At 61.9% G+C, this 17,773-nt stretch carries 12 protein-coding genes; 9 read left to right on the top strand and 3 right to left on the bottom strand.

All coding sequences use genetic code 11. From position 1 onward, the window contains the following. Nucleotides 1-7: 7 nt before the first annotated feature. The 6 genes from accC to fis all read left to right on the top strand — a co-directional run bounded on the left by accC (nucleotide 8) and on the right by fis (nucleotide 5,756). On the top strand, nucleotides 8-1,357 hold the full coding sequence (accC, locus tag QOL81_RS17470; protein ID WP_004936886.1) for an acetyl-CoA carboxylase biotin carboxylase subunit: 1,350 nt from the start codon (nucleotides 8-10) through the stop codon (nucleotides 1,355-1,357). A gap of 152 nt (nucleotides 1,358-1,509) precedes the next feature. Then, complete coding sequence (locus QOL81_RS17465) at nucleotides 1,510-1,752, top strand: YhdT family protein (protein ID WP_004936865.1); 243 nt, start codon at nucleotides 1,510-1,512, stop codon at nucleotides 1,750-1,752. Further along, a complete protein-coding gene (gene panF / locus QOL81_RS17460) occupies nucleotides 1,742-3,187 on the top strand; it encodes a sodium/pantothenate symporter (protein ID WP_060424610.1) in 1,446 nt (481 codons plus the stop codon). The genes QOL81_RS17465 and panF overlap by 11 nt, the downstream gene beginning before the upstream one ends. Before the next feature lie 11 nt (nucleotides 3,188-3,198). Beyond that, a complete protein-coding gene (gene prmA, locus QOL81_RS17455) occupies nucleotides 3,199-4,080 on the top strand; it encodes a 50S ribosomal protein L11 methyltransferase (protein ID WP_033636181.1) in 882 nt (293 codons plus the stop codon). Between the two features lie 393 nt (nucleotides 4,081-4,473). Further along, nucleotides 4,474-5,478 carry a tRNA dihydrouridine synthase DusB gene (gene dusB, locus QOL81_RS17450; protein WP_004936856.1) on the top strand — a complete coding sequence of 335 codons (1,005 nt, stop codon included), beginning with the start codon at nucleotides 4,474-4,476 and terminating at the stop codon, nucleotides 5,476-5,478. Then, nucleotides 5,460-5,756: a DNA-binding transcriptional regulator Fis gene (fis, locus tag QOL81_RS17445; RefSeq protein ID WP_000462905.1), complete on the top strand. Its 297-nt coding sequence runs from the start codon at nucleotides 5,460-5,462 to the stop codon at nucleotides 5,754-5,756. The genes dusB and fis overlap by 19 nt, the downstream gene beginning before the upstream one ends. A 74-nt stretch (nucleotides 5,757-5,830) precedes the next feature. Here the strand turns inward: fis and QOL81_RS17440 are convergent, their stop codons facing one another. Further along, nucleotides 5,831-6,061 carry a hypothetical protein gene (locus QOL81_RS17440; protein WP_141960366.1) on the bottom strand — a complete coding sequence of 77 codons (231 nt, stop codon included), beginning with the start codon at nucleotides 6,059-6,061 and terminating at the stop codon, nucleotides 5,831-5,833. Nucleotides 6,062-6,211: 150 nt separating this feature from the next. Then, on the bottom strand, nucleotides 6,212-6,553 hold the full coding sequence (locus QOL81_RS17435) for a KPN_00521 family repetitive protein (protein WP_016930249.1): 342 nt from the start codon (nucleotides 6,551-6,553) through the stop codon (nucleotides 6,212-6,214). Nucleotides 6,554-6,800: 247 nt separating this feature from the next. Here QOL81_RS17435 and lpxO point away from each other — a divergent pair, with 247 nt between their 5' ends. The 3 genes from lpxO to QOL81_RS17420 all read left to right on the top strand — a co-directional run bounded on the left by lpxO (nucleotide 6,801) and on the right by QOL81_RS17420 (nucleotide 9,741). Then, entirely contained in the window at nucleotides 6,801-7,706 is a 906-nt protein-coding gene (lpxO, locus tag QOL81_RS17430; RefSeq protein ID WP_060424607.1) for a lipid A hydroxylase LpxO, read from the top strand. A 301-nt stretch (nucleotides 7,707-8,007) separates the two neighbouring features. Next, nucleotides 8,008-8,928, top strand: coding sequence for a kdo(2)-lipid IV(A) palmitoleoyltransferase (gene lpxP / locus QOL81_RS17425; protein WP_060424606.1), 921 nt, complete (start codon nucleotides 8,008-8,010; stop codon nucleotides 8,926-8,928). A gap of 114 nt (nucleotides 8,929-9,042) precedes the next feature. Continuing rightward, nucleotides 9,043-9,741 (top strand): CTP synthase C-terminal region-related (seleno)protein, encoded by a 699-nt coding sequence (locus QOL81_RS17420; protein WP_321189997.1) that lies wholly within the window; start codon nucleotides 9,043-9,045, stop codon nucleotides 9,739-9,741. A 49-nt stretch (nucleotides 9,742-9,790) separates the two neighbouring features. Here the strand turns inward: QOL81_RS17420 and QOL81_RS17415 are convergent. After that, the coding region (locus QOL81_RS17415; RefSeq protein WP_283439960.1) for a non-ribosomal peptide synthetase at nucleotides 9,791-17,773 on the bottom strand (7,983 nt) is incomplete at its 5' end.

The raw sequence follows: 17,773 nt of genomic DNA, 5'->3' as shown, positions 1-17,773 counted from the left end.
CGCCCCCATGCTTGATAAAATTGTTATCGCCAACCGCGGCGAGATCGCGCTTCGCATCCTGCGTGCCTGTAAAGAACTGGGCATCAAGACCGTTGCGGTTCACTCCGCGGCCGACCGCGATCTGAAACACGTGCTGCTGGCCGACGAGACCGTCTGCATCGGTCCTGCGCCATCGGTAAAAAGCTACCTGAACATCCCGGCCATCATCTCGGCGGCGGAAATCACCGGCGCCGTGGCGATCCACCCGGGCTACGGCTTCCTGTCTGAGAACGCCGACTTCGCCGAGCAGGTTGAACGCTCCGGCTTCATCTTCATCGGCCCGAAAGCCGAAACCATCCGCCTGATGGGCGACAAGGTTTCCGCGATCAACGCCATGAAGAAAGCCGGCGTGCCTTGCGTACCGGGCTCCGACGGCCCGCTGACCGACGACATGGATAAAAACCGTGCCTTCGCCAAGCGCATCGGTTATCCGGTGATCATCAAGGCGTCCGGCGGCGGCGGCGGTCGCGGCATGCGCGTCGTGCGCAGCGACAAAGACCTTGAGCAGTCCATCAACATGACGAAAGCGGAAGCCAAAGCGGCTTTCAACAACGACATGGTGTACATGGAAAAATACCTGGAGAATCCGCGCCACATCGAGATTCAGGTATTGGCCGACGGCCAGGGCAACGCCATCTATCTGGCCGAGCGCGACTGCTCCATGCAGCGCCGCCACCAGAAAGTGGTCGAAGAAGCGCCGGCACCGGGCATCACCAGCGAAATGCGCCGTTACATCGGCGAGCGCTGCTCGAAAGCCTGCGTGGAAATCGGCTACCGCGGTGCGGGTACCTTCGAGTTCCTGTATGAAAACGGCGAGTTCTATTTCATCGAAATGAACACCCGTATTCAGGTCGAGCACCCGGTTACCGAAATGATCACCGGCGTGGATCTGATCAAAGAGCAGCTGCGCATCGCTGCCGGTCAACCACTGTCGATCAAACAGGAAGAAGTGAAGATCCACGGCCACGCGGTAGAATGCCGCATCAACGCCGAAGATCCGAACACCTTCCTGCCGAGCCCGGGCAAGATCACCCGCTTCCACGCGCCAGGCGGTTTCGGCGTGCGTTGGGAATCTCATATCTACGCCGGTTATACCGTACCGCCGTACTATGACTCCATGATCGGCAAACTGATCACCTTCGGCGAAAACCGTGACGTGGCGATTGCCCGCATGAAGAACGCCCTGGCTGAACTGATCATCGACGGCATCAAAACCAACGTTGAGCTGCAGCAGAAGATCATGAACGACGAAAACTTCCAGCACGGTGGCACCAATATCCACTATCTGGAGAAGAAGCTGGGTCTGCAGGAAACCTAAGGCAGCCACGCAGCATCGTCTGACGAAAGGCCGGTTAATCACCGGCCTTTTTCTTTGGCGTTGCCGCCAGTAACGGCTTGGCAAAACGCCGTCATGCCGTAAAATTCCCTACCTTTGATGAATCCATCACCGTAAACCTATGGGAGACACGGATGGACAAACGTTTTATCCAGGCGCACCGCGAAGCGCGTTGGGCGCTGGGGCTGACGCTGCTCTACCTGCTGGCCTGGGGGCTGGCGGCCTACCTGCCGGACAGCGCTATCGGCGTCACCGGCCTGCCGCACTGGTTCGAAATGGCCTGCCTGCTGGTGCCGCTGCTGTTCATCGGCCTGTGCTGGCTGATGGTGCGCACGGTGTTCCGCGACATTTCGCTGGAGGACCGCGATGCAAACTGAAGTGATCCTGCCGCTGGTCGCCTACCTGCTGCTGGTGTTCGGCGTGTCGGTGTACGCCTACAGCCGCCGCCAGAGCGGGAATTTCCTCAGCGAATACTTCCTCGGCAACCGCTCGATGGGCGGCTTTGTGCTGGCGATGACCCTGACCGCCACCTACATCAGCGCCAGTTCGTTTATCGGCGGCCCCGGCGCCGCCTACAAATACGGCCTGGGCTGGGTGCTGCTGGCGATGATTCAGCTGCCGGCGGTGTGGCTGTCGCTCGGGGTGCTGGGCAAGAAATTCGCCATCCTGGCGCGGCGCTACAACGCCATCACCCTCAATGACATGCTGTATGGCCGCTACCAAAGCCGCCTGCTGGTGTGGCTGGCCAGCCTCAGCCTGCTGGTGGCGTTCCTCGGCGCCATGACGGTGCAGTTTATCGGCGGCGCCCGCCTGCTGGAGACCGCCGCCGGCATTCCTTACGACACCGGCCTGCTGATCTTCGGCATCAGCATCGCGCTGTACACCGCCTTCGGCGGCTTCCGCGCCAGCGTGCTGAACGACGCCATGCAGGGGCTGGTGATGCTGCTCGGCACCGTGCTGCTGCTGGTGGCGGTGATCCACGCCGCCGGCGGACTGGACAGCGCGGTGCACAAGCTGCAGCAGATCGATCCGGCGCTGGTGTCGCCACAGGGCGGCGATCAGATCCTCAGCCTGCCGTTTATGGCGTCGTTCTGGATCCTGGTGTGCTTCGGGGTGATCGGCCTGCCGCACACCGCCGTGCGCTGTATCTCCTACAAGGACAGCAAGGCGGTGCATCGCGGCATTCTGCTCGGCACCGTTGTGGTGGCGGTGCTGATGTTCGGCATGCACCTGGCCGGCGCGCTCGGCCGCGCGGTGTTGCCGGATCTCAAGATCCCCGATCAGGTGATCCCGACGCTGATGATCACCGTGCTGCCGCCGTACGCCGCCGGGATCTTTTTGGCGGCGCCGATGGCGGCGATCATGTCGACCATCAACGCCCAGCTGCTGCAATCCTCCGCCACCATCATCAAGGATCTCTACCTGGGCGTGCGGCCGCAGCAGATCCACAACGAGCGGTTGATCAAGCGCTTCTCCAGCCTGACCACGCTGATCCTTGGCCTGCTGGTGCTGCTGGCGGCCTGGCGACCGCCGGAGATGATCATCTGGCTCAACCTGCTGGCTTTCGGCGGGCTGGAGGCGGTGTTCCTATGGCCGTTGGTGCTGGGCCTGTATTGGGAACGCGCCAATGCTCAGGGAGCGCTTAGCTCAATGGTGTCGGGTGCGGTATGCTATACGCTATTGGCCAGCTTCAACCTGCAGCCGGCGGGGCTGCACCCTATCGTGCCTTCGCTGTTGCTCAGCCTGTTGGCGTTTTATCTCGGTAACGTCGTCGGCGAAAAGCGCCGGGCGGCGTCATCATTATCTTCTTGAAGAGAATTGCTATGCCTTGGATCCAACTCAAACTGAACACCACCGGCAGCCAGGCGGAAGACCTGAGCGACGCGCTGGTGGAAAGCGGCGCCGTGTCGGTGACCTTCCAGGACACCCACGACAACCCGGTGTTCGAACCCTTGCCGGGTGAAACCCTGCTGTGGGGCGATACCGACGTGATCGGCCTGTACGACGCGGAAACCGATATGGCCGAGGTGGTGGCGATGCTGGAACAGCACCCGCTGCTGGGCGCCGGTTTCCGCCACAAGATAGAACAGCTGGAAGACAAGGACTGGGAGCGCGAGTGGATGGACAACTTCCACCCGATGCGCTTCGGCGAGCGCTTGTGGATCTGCCCGAGCTGGCGTGACGTGCCGGATCCCGACGCGGTCAACGTGATGCTCGATCCGGGCCTGGCGTTCGGCACCGGCACCCACCCGACCACGGCGCTGTGCCTGCAGTGGCTGGACGGCCTCGATCTGGCCGGCAAAACCGTTATCGACTTCGGTTGCGGTTCCGGCATCCTGGCAATCGCCGCCCTGAAGCTGGGTGCAGCGCGCGCTATCGGCATCGATATCGATCCCCAGGCCATTCAGGCCAGCCGCGACAACGCGCAGCGTAACGGCGTTTCAGAGCGTCTGGAGCTGTATCTGCCGAAAGACCAACCGGCAGACCTGCTGGCTGACGTGGTGGTCGCCAACATCCTCGCTGGCCCGCTGCGCGAGCTGGCGCCGCTGATCGGTTGCCTGCCGAAGGCCGGTGGTCATCTGGGGCTGTCCGGCGTGCTGGCCAGCCAGGCCAGCAGCGTTGCGCAAGCCTACGAAGAGAAGTTCACGCTCGACCCGGTCGCCGAGCGTGAAGAGTGGTGTCGCATCACCGGCCGCCGCAAGTAAACGTCACGGTCTATTGCCCCCTCATCCACCGGCCCTGCGCCGGTGGATTTTTTTTGCCTGGCGATCGGCCTGCGGGCGAGACAAAATTTTATGCAATTTTTCGCCGCTCAACGACGGATCGCCCTGACAATGCGCCTTCCAGACAGGCTATCTCGGCAAAAAACGCGGGTGAATGCAGATAATATTCTGCGCAGAGGCGAATATTTTGCCGCACACAAAATAAGCACTTTTCGTCAACTTATTGTAAAATATATATAATATTTTTATGAATCACCGCGTAGCGCATTTTTCGTCCTAATATCGGGCCAATTGGTTAAAGTTTGGCCTTTCATCTCGACGCAAAAATGCGTAATATACGCGCCCTTGCGGACACAGTATGGTCACTCTTTGTCTATGCGCATTGGACACCACCAGCTTACTAATTGCCTGATTGCGGCCCCGATGGCCGGTATTACAGATCGCCCGTTCAGAACCCTCTGTCATGCAATGGGTGCTGGGATGGCTGTATCCGAAATGCTCTCCTCCAACCCGGAGGTGTGGCGGACGGATAAGTCGCGTCTGCGTATGGTGCATAGCGATGAACCAGGGATCCGCTCCGTGCAGATTGCCGGATGCGATCCTGATGATATGGCCGCCGCCGCGCGTATCAACGTGGCCAGCGGCGCGCAGATCATCGACATCAATATGGGATGCCCTGCCAAAAAAGTGAACCGGAAGCTTGCCGGGTCCGCCTTGTTGCAGTACCCGGATCTGGTAAAACGGATCCTCCACGCGGTGGTTGACGCGGTGGATGTGCCGGTAACGCTGAAGATTCGCACCGGCTGGGCGCCAGAGCATCGTAACTGTGTAGAGATTGCCCAACTGGCCGAAGACTGTGGTATTCAGGCCCTGACGATTCACGGCCGAACCCGCGCCTGTCTGTTTAACGGCGACGCGGAATACGACAGCATTCGGGCAGTTAAGCAGAGTGTTTCCATTCCGATTATCGCGAATGGGGATATTACTGACCCGCATAAAGCCAGAGCAGTGCTCGACTACACCGGGGCCGACGCCCTGATGATAGGCCGCGCTGCTCAGGGGAGACCCTGGATCTTCCGGGAAATCCAGCATTATCTGGACACTGGGGAGCTGCTGCCGCCGCTGCCGCTTGGCGAGGTGAAGCGCTTGTTGATTGGGCACATTCGGGAATTGCACGGCTTCTATGGCCAAGGCAAGGGATTCCGGATTGCTCGTAAGCACGTGTCCTGGTATCTCCAGGAACACGCTCCGAATGACCAGTTTCGGCGCACATTCAACGCCATAGAGGATGCCAGCGAACAGCTGGAGGCGTTGGAGGCATATTTCGAAAATCTTAGCGTAAAAAAAGAGCTGACAGAACTATGTTCGAACAACGCGTAAATTCTGACGTACTGACCGTTTCTACCGTTAACTCACAAGATCAGGTGACTCAAAAGCCTCTGCGTGACTCGGTTAAACAAGCACTGAAGAACTATTTTGCTCAACTGAACGGTCAAGACGTAAATGACCTGTATGAGCTGGTACTGGCTGAAGTTGAACAGCCACTGTTGGACATGGTGATGCAATACACCCGTGGCAACCAGACCCGCGCAGCCCTGATGATGGGCATCAACCGCGGCACGCTGCGCAAGAAGCTGAAAAAATACGGCATGAACTGATACTAGTCAGTTAACGTGTTGAAAAGGCGCTTTATCTCATTTGATAAGCGCCTTTTTCTTTTTCTGGCCTGTGCCTACATTGGCGGGGCTTTACGCGGAATGCGCTTATCAATATATCCGGCAATGAAATAGCAAATACCCGCCACGCCCGCGATCATCACGTAGCGCTTCCACCCGTCCAACTCCACACCCAGGCTATCCAGCCCGCTCAACACCACAAACACCAGCAGACCCAAAATAACCGATGCTCTGCCTGTCCAGGTTGGCGGAGGTGTAAATAAACGCCTTACCCAATAGGGCCTCATAGGGCTTCCTTCTTACTTACGACGGAGTCACCAATCGATGAAGGATACTCTCACGTTTTAATCAGGGCGACAAAGCACGACATCAGCGTGGCGGATTATAACCATAAAAAAAGGCCGGAAACCCGGCCCTCTTGTTGTGACGACAGCAAATTACTCGGTCGCTTTGTTCTTGAGGCTTTCCGCCCCTTGCTTGGTCTTATCCCAAGCCTTCTCCGTACCCTGTTTGGTGGAGTGCCAGGCCTTTTGCGAGCCTTCGCTCACTTTGCTGCCGACGCTGTCGCTCTTGCCTTCAGCGGCGTGCTTGGCTTTCAGCTTCAGCTCTTCACCCTTGTCCTGAGACTGGTGCAGCTTTTCTTTGGCGGTATCCGCCCCTTTGTGCGCTTCGGCAACGACCTCGTTGCTGGCGTGAGCGGCGGTGTCGGTCGCGGTCTCAGCGGCGAACACCGGGGAAGCGAGCAGCAGTGCAGACAAGGCAATGATTGATTTCTTCATAAGTCCCTCTTTTTTCAGATACGTGCCATTCGTCATGAAACAAGATGGCATGAAACGCCCCTTGAACGATTTAAGAATAGGACTAAAACCAAAAAAATCGATATAAAGTTTTATTAAAAATAAATTTCTCATTTTTTTATGCCGTTCGAGCGAATCCCGGTCAAAAAGCACGAAAACGTTAAATTTTTCCTGTCACAAAACTATAATTTGTATGAATTTTTAACAAGCATTAACAGGGATGGATTCTATGGTTGCCGCGATCATTATCGGCATTTTCATCGTCAGCTTCTTCTACGCGCACTCCCGCGGCAAAGAGAAACAAAAGGTTACCCGCCAACTGTTCGATCACTCCACCTTTATGGGGCCGATCAACATGTTTATGACCGGTTTCTCCCGTTTGCCCGCCAAACAGCCCTATTTCGACGAAAAAGGCTTCCCGGAGCTGCAGACGCTGACCGACAACTGGCAGGTGATCCGCGAAGAAGCGGTGCGCCTGCAGGATCACATCAAAAAGGCGCAGTCGCACAACGATGCCGGCTTCAACACCTTCTTCAAACGCGGCTGGAAACGTTTCTATCTGAAATGGTACAGCGACAGTCACCCTTCGGCGCAGACGCTGTGCCCGCAAACCGTCGAGCTGCTCAACCGCATCCCGTCGGTCAAGGCGGCGATGTTCGCCGAGCTGCCGCCCGGCAGCCATTTGGGTAAACACCGCGACCCTTACGCCGGCTCGGTGCGCTATCACCTGGGGCTGATGACGCCCAACGACGATCGCTGCTTCATCGAAGTGGATGGCGAACAGCACAGCTGGCGTGACGGCGAGGCGGTGATCTTCGACGAAACCTACGTGCACTGGGCACAGAACGACACCGACCAGACGCGCATCATTCTATTTTGCGACGTCGAGCGGCCGATGAAGTGGCGCTGGGCGCAGGCGGTCAACCACTGGGTCGGCTCTACGCTGATGTCGGCGGCCAGCTCGCCGAACGACGACCAGGACCGCACCGGCGGCATCAACCGCATCTTCAAATACGTCAACGCGGTGCGCGATGCCGGTCAGCGCCTGAAAGCACGCAACCGCCGCGGTTACTACCTGCTGAAATGGCTGGTGATCGCTGCAATCTTCGCCGCGATTATCATTCCCAGCCTATAAAACGCGCCAATCTTCAACTTAGGGGCAACGCGAATGAGAATATTCGCATGCCCCTCTTCCGCCACACCCCGTACCCTGTGCTAGCATAAGCATTCCTAGAGCCGCCTCCGCTGGCCAACAGCTATCCCTCCGAAGCCTGATAGCAGCGCAAACCGCCCTTCGAATGTAAATGTTTAGTCAATTATGGAATCCCGACTAAACCCTGGTCGTGCCCGGGTGTCTGAGTGGTCGTATCGCTATCGAGTGGAACCTTTATGCGTTACAGCTTGCTGCCCCTTTTTAACGTATAAAACGAGTTTCTATGAAATCAGCCAAAGCATTTCAACTGGCCTTGCTGCACCCGCGCTACTGGCTCACCTGGTTCGGCCTCGCCCTGCTGTTCCTGCTGGTCCAGCTCCCCTATCCGTTGCTTTACCGGCTGGGGGTGTGGATGGGGCGTACCTCGATGCGTTTTCTCAAGCGTCGCGTCGCCATCACCCGCCGCAACCTCGAGCTGTGCTTCCCCGAGATGGACGAAGCGCAGCGCGAGCACAAAGTGGTGGGCAACTTCGAATCGCTCGGCATGGGCCTGTTGGAAACCGGCATGGCCTGGTTCTGGCCGGATAAACGCGTCAAGCGCTGGTTCAACGTCTCCGGCATCAACCACCTCAACCTGGCGCAGCGTGACGATCGCGGCGTGCTGGTGATCGGCGTGCACTTTATGTCGCTGGAGCTGGGCGGCCGGGCTATGGGCCTGTGTCAGCCGATGATGGCGATGTACCGCCCACACAACAACAAAGCGATGGAGTGGGCCCAGACCAAGGGCCGTATGCGCTCCAACAAGGCGATGATCGATCGCAAGGATCTGCGCGGCATGGTGCACGCACTCAAGCGCGGCGAGGCGGTGTGGTTCGCGCCGGATCAGGACTACGGCCCGCGCGGCAGCGTATTCGCCCCGCTGTTCGCCGTCGATCAGGCCGCGACCACCAGCGGCACCTTTATGCTGGCGCGCATGGCCAACCCGGCGCTGGTGCCGGTGGTGCTGATCCGCCGCGAAGGGGGCCGCGGTTACGACCTGCTGATTCAACCGGCCCTGGAAGACTATCCGCTCAGCGACGAACAGGCGGCGGCGGCCTATATGAACAAAGTGATCGAGAAAGAGATCCTGCGGGCACCGGAGCAATATCTGTGGCTGCACCGCCGCTTCAAAACCCGGCCGGTCGGCGCGCCGTCGCTGTACTGACCCCTTTTTCCAGCCCGGCCGACGCCGGGCTTTTTTGTGCGCAGCGTTTAAAAAATCTGCGGTTCACGATCCCGCTTTCCTGTAATCTCCTTTTTTACCCGCACAGGAAAGGAAATGATGAAAGCTCAAGTCCGCATTGCTCTGGTCGGTGATTACACCCCGCAAGCCGTGGCCCATCAGGCCATCCCCGTAGCGCTCCAGCTCACCGCCGCCCACCTCGATATCGACGTGCAGCCCCAGTGGCTACCGACCGACACCCTGACCTCCCCCGACGTCCTACAAGATTTCGACGCCATCTGGGTGGTGCCGGGCAGCCCGTATCGTCACGACGACGGTGCCTTTATGGCGATCCGTCATGCGCGGGAAAACGACGTGCCGTTCCTCGGCTCCTGCGGCGGTTTTCAATACGCGATCGTCGAGTACGCCCGCAACGTGATGGGCTGGCACGACGCCGGTCATGCGGAAACCGACAGCGGTGGCCGGCTGGTGATCGCTCCGCTTAGCTGCTCGCTGGTGGAAAAAACCGGCGACATCGTTTTCCAGCCCGACACCCGCGTCGCACGGGCCTACGGCAGCCTGAACACCCATGAAGGCTACCACTGCAACTTCGGCGTCAATCCGGAATTCGTCGTCGATCTGCAACGCTTCCCGCTGGTCATCAGCGGCCACGACAGCGAAGGCGACGTGCGCGCCATCGAACTGCCGGCTCACCGTTTTTACGTCGCTACGCTGTTCCAGTCGGAACGCGCCGCGCTGCGCGGCGAGCTATCACCGCTGGTGGTGGAGCTCGTCAAAACCGCCGCCAACGGGTAAAAAAAAAGCCCTCTTGCGAGGGCTTTCTCATCGGATACATCCCGCCGGCTTACGCCTGTCCGAGCTCGCGCAACGCCAGATTGAAGTGTTGCCCCAGCTCACGCCGATGAACCGGATGCTCCATCATCGACACATGGTCGCCGTTGACCTGGCTGACGCGGACGGTCGCCGGCGGCAGCAGCTTATCCCATCCCAACGCGGAAGCGTCTTCGCGGCAATATCCCGCCTGCTTGATCTTCTGCCAATACGCCTGGAACTGTGCGTTCTGCGAATTGACGGAAACCTGCTCCTGCTTCGCCTTGAACAGATGGATTTTCAGCGATGCGGGCTGCACCAGGGTCGCTTCCACCAGTTTGGCGTAGTGGTGCCGCTGCTGCCAGAGCGCCGCCTCGTCGGCCACTTCCTCACGCTGAGTCTTGATCCCGGCGCGTTGCACGGCCGCAATCGCCTCCGGCAACGGCAGCTCAGCCAACTGCTGACAGAACTGCGGATCCGGCCTTTCCTGCGTTGACTCCACCCAGTTCAGCAACAGCTGGACCGGGCTGTGCATCGCCGCCACCGGCCGCAACGTGTCGATCAACCCCAGGAAAGCGACCGCTTCCCCGGCCGATTGCAGCTGCTCGGCGATGGCATAGGCCAACACCCCGCCGGAAGAGTACCCCGCCAGATGGTATGGCCCCTGCGGCTGCACTTCGCGAATCAACGCCACGGCGCTGGCGGCCATATCGGACATGGTGGCCGGCTTCTCCTCCACCGCCGGCCACGGCACGGCGTAGACCGGGAAGGTCTCGTCGATCTCCTTGGCCAATTCAAACACGTAGGAGTGGTCGCCAAAGCCGGTCGGGACGAAGAACAGCGGCGGCCGGCTGCCGCTGCTGCGAGCCGGCACCGCTTTACGCAACGGAGCCTCGGCGGTGCGACGATCTATCCGCTCGGCCAGCTCGGCCAATATCGGATGGTTGAAGATCGCCTGTACCGGCAAGGTGATGCCTTGCTGACGCAGCTGGCTGGAAAGACGTACCGCCAGCAGCGAATGGCCACCGAGCTCGAAGAAATTGTCGTGACGCCCTATCTGGCCAATCTCGAGCAGCTCACACCATACCCGCGCCAGCGTCGTTTCGGTCTCCCCCTGAGGCGCCGCATACTCCCGAGTGCCGACTGCCGCGCGCTCCGGCTCCGGCAAGGCGCGCCGATCCAGCTTGCCGTTGGCGGTCAACGGCAGCGCATCCAGCCAGACATAAGCCGACGGCACCATGTACTCCGGCAAACGTTCGCTCAGATAGGCCCGTAGCTGTCCCTGCAACGCGCTGCGGTCAACGTCGGCCGTCGGTACGATCCAGGCGACCAGGCGCGGATGATGTTCCGTCGAACAAACCTGCACCACCGCTTCCCGCACCCACGGGCTCGCCGCCAGCTGCACCTCAATCTCGCCCGGTTCGATGCGGAACCCGCGCAGCTTGATCTGCTGATCGCATCGCCCCTGGTATTCAAGACTGCCGTCCGGCAAATAACGCGCCAGATCGCCGGTGCGATACATGCGGCCGCCACCGACCGGATTGAACGGATCGCTCAGGAAGCGCTGTGCCGTCAGTTCCGGTCGGTTCAGGTAGCCCAACGCCACCCCCACGCCGCCGATGTGCAATTCCCCCACCGCCCCCATCGGCACCGGGCGCCCGCGGGCGTCCAGCAAGTAAGCGCGGGTATTGCCGATCGGTTTCCCAATCGGCAAGCGCGCCTCCCCTTCAGCCCGCTCGATACGTGCCGTCGTCGCAAAGGTGGTGGTCTCCGTCGGCCCATAGGCATGGATCAGGTGCACCGGCCCCCGCTCTTGCAACAGCCGCGCATAAGCGCCCGGATCCTCTTTCTCCCCTCCGCTAATCAGATATTTCAACTGCGCCAGTGCGCCGCTGATGCTGTGCACATACTGATTGAACAGCGCGGTAGTCAAGAACAGCGTGGTGATGCGATGGCGTTGCAGTTCGGCCGCCAGACGCTCGGCCTCCATCATCACCTCCGGCGCGATCACCACCAGCGCACCGCCATTCAACAGGGCGGCCCAAACCTCCATCGTGCTGGCATCAAATGCCGGGTTGGCGGCAAAGGCGATGCGGTCGTCGGCGTCAAAGGCGGCGTAGCGGTTGTTGCGCACCAGACGCGTGATCCCCTGGTGCGGCGTCATGACGCCTTTCGGCGTACCGGTCGAGCCGGAGGTATACATGATGTAGGCCGTCGCGCCGCTCGACACGCGCAACGCCGGGTTACCGACATGACCTTCAGCTTCGCGATCCTCGACCGTCAGCTGCGGAATGCTTTCGTCGCCGACGGCGTCCGTCAGCATCAGGCAGGCGCCGCTGTCATCGGCGATCCACGCCTGGCGCGCGGCCGGCAGTTGCGGATCGATAGGGACATACGCCGCCCCGGCCTTGATTACCGCCAATTGGGCGCAGACCAGTTCGATGCTGCGCGCCAGCCGCACGGCGACCCGGTCGCCCGGTTGTACGCCGCGCTCAATCAGCCGATGCGCCAACCGGTTGGCGCGCGCATTCAACTGTGCGTAGCTGAGCCGTTGCGCATCCTGAATCAAAGCGATGGCCTGCGGCGTCTGCCGCGCCTGCTGTTCAAACAGTTCGTGCACGCAGGTATCCGCCGGGTAAGCTTCCGCCGTATGATTCCAGCGGCACAGCTGCAGCGCATACTCTTCATCCGGCATTACCTCCAGTTCGCAGACCGGTGTCTGAGGCGCCTGCTCCAATGCCTGCGCCAATGCGCTCAACGCCTGCGCCATATAGCCGCACACGCGCTGCGCTTCAATCGGCTGCCTGACCTGCGCCGTCAGGCCCAGCGAATCACCGCCATCCTCGACCGACAGCACGAACGGATAGTTGGTACGTTCCTGGCTATCGAGCAGCGTCACGCCGGTCGGCAATGCGGTCTCCTCGCCGCTGTTATGCCGGTAGTTCAGCAGGGCACTGAACAGCGGCGTGCCTGCGGCGACGCCGCTGCAGCGCTGCGCCAACGCCAGCGGCGCATGCTCATGGGCCAGCAGCCCGCTCAGCCGGATGTGCGCCTGCAACACCGCCGATTCCGCGCCGACCTCGTTGACATCCAGCCGTAGCGGCAGAGTATTGATAAACAATCCGAGCGCCCGTTCCGCCCCGTCTCCGGCCTGCATGCGGCCCAACAATACGGTGCCGAACACCACCTCATCGCGGCCGGTAGCGCGCGCCAACACCTGCGCCCAGGCCAGGTGGCACAGGCTGGCCAGGCTGACGCCCAGCCGCCGCGCCTGCCGCCGCAGCTGTTGGTTGAGCGTATGCGGTAAGGCCAGGTGCGCTGTCGAGATATCCCGCCCTTCGCCATGCACGTCGCTCAGGCCGAACGGCAACGACGGTTCATCGATATCCGCCAGCATAGTGCGGAAGAACTGTTCGTGTTCGGCCCTGCTGACGCCGAGCCTTGCCTGCGCCACCGCGTTGCGGAACGGCGGCGCCTTGGCCAGTTCGTCCCCGCGCCCGGCCAGGATCAGGTTGATCTCCTCCTGCATCACCGCCAGGGTCGAGTGGTCGCCGATCAGGTGATGCCACTGCTGGAGCACGCACCAACTGCCTTCTTCCCCCTGTGCGGCGACAAAGCTCAGCAACGGTGCGCGCGTCAGGTCAGGCCGCACGCGGCGCGGATCAAACAACGCCGTCAGCCGCGAACCGATCTCGCCCTCCGCCGGATTGAGCCGCAGTTCTCGCAGCGACAACTCGGCCTTGCGCCACACCACCTGCACCGGCGATGACACGCCCTGCGTGATGAACGCGGTGCGCAGAATGTCATGGCGATCGATCACCTGCTGCATCGCCGCCAGCCAGGCGTCCAGGCGCGCACGGCTGTCGAAACGCAGCACCGCGGACAGCTGGTACGGGTCGCCCCGTTCCGCCAGCAGATGGTGGAACAAAATCCCCTCCTGCAGCGGCGACAAGGCGTAGATGTCCTGTACGTTGGCCACGCCGCCCGGCACCTGCGCTACCACCGCGTCGATCTCCGGCTGGCTCAGCGTCGCCAGCGGCAACATCTCCGGCGTAATGGCTACGCAGCCCGGTAGGATACCGTTGGCCGGCACGCTCACTTCCTGCTGCGTGACCAACGTCTGCGCCAGCGTTGACAGCGTCGGCGCGGTGAACAGCGTTTGCACCCCGGCGCTCAATCCGACACGGCGCAGCTGCGCCATCAACTTCACCGCCAGCAGCGAGTGGCCGCCCAATTCGAAGAAGTTATCGTGGCGCCCGACCCGCTCAAGGCCCAGCAGCTCGCGCCAGATCCCCGCCAGCAGCGTTTCCAGTTCGCCTTCAGGTTCGGCGTAAACCTCACGCACGTAGGCGTCCTCCTGCGGCTCAGGCAGCGCGCGCCGATCCAGTTTGCCGTTCGGCGTCAGCGGTAGCGTATCCAGCGCCACCCAGGCCGCCGGCAGCATAAACTCCGGCAACATCCCCGCCAGATACTGTCGCAGCGTCACCGCCAACGTCTGGCGATCCGCGTCAGCCTCCGGCACTACCCAGGCCACCAACCGCTTAGTGTCCGCTTCGCCGAGGACATCCACCACCGCTTCGCGCACCGCCGGGTGACCGGCCACTCGCGCCTCGATCTCACCGCATTCGATGCGGAAGCCGCGAATTTTCACCTGCCGATCGTTGCGTCCCAGGTAGTCGATATTGCCGTCCGGCAGATAGCGCGCCAGATCGCCGGTGCGGTACATCCGCTCGCCTGGGTTAAACGGATCCGCCAGGAATCGCTCTGCCGTTAACTCTGCGCGGTTGAGATAACCCAGCGCCACTCCGGGGCCGGCGATGTAGATCTCGCCGGTCGCGCCGAGCGGCACCGGTTGCCCGTGCGCATCCAGCAGATAAATCCGGGTATTGCCGATTGGCCGCCCGATAGGCAAACGCTGCCAGGGATCCACCCGCTCGATCGTGGCCGTCGTGGCAAACACCGTACACTCGGTCGGCCCATAACCGTTGATCAGCCGTACCGGCCCAGCCTCTTTCAGCATGCGGGCAAAGGCGTGCGGATCCGCCGCTTCACCGCCGCTCAGCAGATATTTCAACTGCGCCAGCGTCGCGGCGATGCTATGGACATATTGGTTAAACAACGAGGTGGTCAGGAACAAGACGTTAATCCCTTGCCGCACCAGCGCCGCCGCCAACGCCTCGGCTTCCGTCAACACTTCCGGCGCAATGATTGCCAGACTGGCGCCATTCAACAGGGCTCCCCACATTTCCAGCGTGCTGGCGTCAAACGCCGGATTGGCGGCGAAAGCGAAGCGATCGCCGCGTTCAAACGACGCAAAACGGTTGTTGATCGCCAGCCGGAGGATGCCTTGATGCGTCACCATGACGCCTTTAGGCGTACCGGTCGAGCCCGAGGTATACATGATGTAGGCCGGCGCGTCGCCGGCGCGAGGCACCGCCGGATCGTGGGTCGGATTCTGCCGCAGCCGATCGATACGCAGGCATGCGATCTCGCCGGCTATCTCGCGGTCGAGATCGCGATCGCACAGGATCAACGACGCCCCGCTGTCGCCGATGATCCACGCCTGCCGCGCAACGGGCAGGTGCGGATCGAGCGGCACATAAGCAGCCCCCGCCTTGAGGATCGCCAGCTGGGCGATGACCAGAGAAACGCTGCGTTCAAGCGACGTGGCCACGCGATCGCCCGGGCGCACGCCCTGTGCGATGAGTTGGTGCGCCAGTTGGTTGGCGTGGGCGTTCAATTGGGCATAGCTCAGGCTGTCCCGATCGTTCACCACCGCAACGGCGTCCGGCGTGCGCTGCGCCCACTGTTCAAACAGGACGTGGGCACTGCTCTGCGCCGGATAAACTTCCGCGGTTCGGTTCCAGCCGTACAACAACAGTTCGCGCTCGGCAGCCGGCAGCAGATCGAGATGCGACGCAGGCTGCGTAGCATTTGTCGCCATCGCCCGCAACACCTGCACCAGGTAAACGCCGTAACGCTCGGCGGTAGCGCGGTCGAACAGCGCGGTGGCGAAGTTCAGCGTACCGCTGATTTGCTCATCGCGCTCCGCCAGATCGAGCGTCAAATCATACTTGGCGATCTGATAGCCCAACTCGGCACTCTCGGCCTGCAGCCCAGGCAGCGAGATATCGCGCACCGAGCCGTCCTGCCAGGCCAGCATCACCTGGAACAGCGGGGTATAGCCCAGGTGGCGCGGCGGATTGACCAGCTCCACCACCTGCTCGAACGGCAGATCGCGATTTTCCTGTGCCGTTAGCACCGTGTGGCGGATCCGCGCGATCAGCGTCGGCAGATCCGGATCGTCGCGAAGATCGATGCGCAGCGCCAGCGTGCTGACGAAGAAGCCGACCAGCGATTCGGTTTCCAGCCGGCCACGGTTGGCCTCCGGCGTGCCGATCACCAGCTCCTGCTGCCCGGCCATGCGCGCCAGCACCAGGCTCCAGGCCGCCAGCACCGTCATGAACAGCGTGCCGCCATGCTGCCGGCTGAACTGCCGCAGCGCCTGTGTCAGCTCGGCGTCGATCGCGATCGGCACCTCTCCGCCACTGAAAGACTGCACCGTCGGACGCGGTCGGTCGGTCGGCAGCGTCAGCAGCGCCGGCGCATCGCTCAGCGTTTCGCGCCAGTATTGCGCCTGCGCCGCCAGCCGCTCCGGCGTCAGATAGCGACGCTGCCAGGCGGCGTAATCCGGGTATTGCAGCGTCAGCGGCGGCAGCGGATCGGTATCGCCGCGACGGAAAGCCCCGTACAACGCCCCCAGTTCACGCAGCAGAATGCCGGTCGACCAACCGTCGGAGACGATGTGATGACAGGTGAGCAGGAACAGATGTTCCTCATCCGCCAGGCGGATCAGCGCGGCGCGCACCAGCGGCCCCTGCGTCAAATCGAAAGGCGCCTCCGTCAGGCGCTGCGCCAGTTGCCGCGCCTGGCTCTGAGCATCCTGCCGCCCGCGCAGATCGTGAACCGTCAACGGCAGCGCGTCTGCCGGCAGAATGTGCGCCTGCGGCTGCCCCTCGACGGTGACAAACCGGCTGCGCAACGCTTCGTGGCGGGCATAGAGCGCATCCAGGCTCTGCCGCCAGGCGGGCAGATCCAGCTCGCCGCGCAGGCTCAGCGCCAGGGGAATATGGTAAGTTTCACTCAGGCCTTCCAACTGCGTCAGGAACCACAAACGCTGCTGGGCAAACGACAGCGGCAACTCGGCGCCGCGTGGCATAGCCTCGATCGGCGGCAGCGCCTCATCGGTTCTCCGCAGTTGCTGCGCCAACGCCAGCAGCGTCGGGTTGGCGAACAGGGTCTGCAACGGCAGCTGCCATTCCACCTGCTGCAGACGGTTGGTCAGACGTACCGCCAACAGCGAGTGCCCTCCCAGTTCGAAGAAGTTATCGTGGCGACCTACCTGCTCCACGTTCAGCAGCTCGCGCCAGATCGCCGCCAGCAGCGTTTCGTGTTCACCCTGCGGCGCTTCGTACGCTGCCTGGCTCTGCGCCCCCTGCGGCTCCGGCAACGCCCGACGATCCAGCTTGCCGTTCGGCGACAGCGGCAACGCCGCCACCACCACCCAGGCCGACGGCACCATATAGTCCGGCAGCGCCGCGCTCACATGCTGCCGCAGCGCGCCTGCCAGCGTCTCTTCTGCCACGCCGGCGGCCGGCACCACCCACGCCACCAGCCGTTTGTCGTCGCCCACCGCCCGCGCATCCACCACCGCTTCACGCACCGCCGGGTGCGCCGCCAGCACCGCCTCTATCTCCCCGCATTCGATGCGGAAGCCGCGGATTTTCACCTGCTGGTCATTGCGCCCCAGGTACTCGATGTCGCCGCTCGCCAGATAACGCGCCACGTCGCCGGTGCGGTACATCCGCCCGCCCGGCGCGAACGGATCGCTCAGGAAGCGCTCCGCCGTCAATTCGGGCCGATTCAGATAGCCCCGCGCCACCTGCACCCCGCCGATATACAGCTCGCCCACCGCCCCCAGCGGCACCGGCTGCCCGTGCTCGTCCAGCAGGTAGAT

The organism is Serratia sp. CC22-02 (genome assembly GCF_900182895.1).
GTDB classification, from domain to species: Bacteria; Pseudomonadota; Gammaproteobacteria; order Enterobacterales; family Enterobacteriaceae; genus Serratia; species Serratia nevei.
The sequence above is the reverse complement of the archived record's forward strand: the minus strand, read 5'-3'. Positions and strand labels throughout refer to the sequence as shown.

What these genes read in the sequence shown, in the direction of transcription:
- accC (WP_004936886.1), top strand. Translation starts at nt 8, where the DNA reads ATGCTTGATAAAATTGTTATCGCCAACCGCGGCGAGATCGCGCTTCGC.
- QOL81_RS17465 (WP_004936865.1), top strand. Translation starts at nt 1,510, where the DNA reads ATGGACAAACGTTTTATCCAGGCGCACCGCGAAGCGCGTTGGGCGCTG.
- panF (WP_060424610.1), top strand. Translation starts at nt 1,742, where the DNA reads ATGCAAACTGAAGTGATCCTGCCGCTGGTCGCCTACCTGCTGCTGGTG.
- prmA (WP_033636181.1), top strand. Translation starts at nt 3,199, where the DNA reads ATGCCTTGGATCCAACTCAAACTGAACACCACCGGCAGCCAGGCGGAA.
- dusB (WP_004936856.1), top strand. Translation starts at nt 4,474, where the DNA reads ATGCGCATTGGACACCACCAGCTTACTAATTGCCTGATTGCGGCCCCG.
- fis (WP_000462905.1), top strand. Translation starts at nt 5,460, where the DNA reads ATGTTCGAACAACGCGTAAATTCTGACGTACTGACCGTTTCTACCGTT.
- QOL81_RS17440 (WP_141960366.1), bottom strand. Translation starts at nt 6,061, where the DNA reads ATGAGGCCCTATTGGGTAAGGCGTTTATTTACACCTCCGCCAACCTGG.
- QOL81_RS17435 (WP_016930249.1), bottom strand. Translation starts at nt 6,553, where the DNA reads ATGAAGAAATCAATCATTGCCTTGTCTGCACTGCTGCTCGCTTCCCCG.
- lpxO (WP_060424607.1), top strand. Translation starts at nt 6,801, where the DNA reads ATGGTTGCCGCGATCATTATCGGCATTTTCATCGTCAGCTTCTTCTAC.
- lpxP (WP_060424606.1), top strand. Translation starts at nt 8,008, where the DNA reads ATGAAATCAGCCAAAGCATTTCAACTGGCCTTGCTGCACCCGCGCTAC.
- QOL81_RS17420 (WP_321189997.1), top strand. Translation starts at nt 9,043, where the DNA reads ATGATGAAAGCTCAAGTCCGCATTGCTCTGGTCGGTGATTACACCCCG.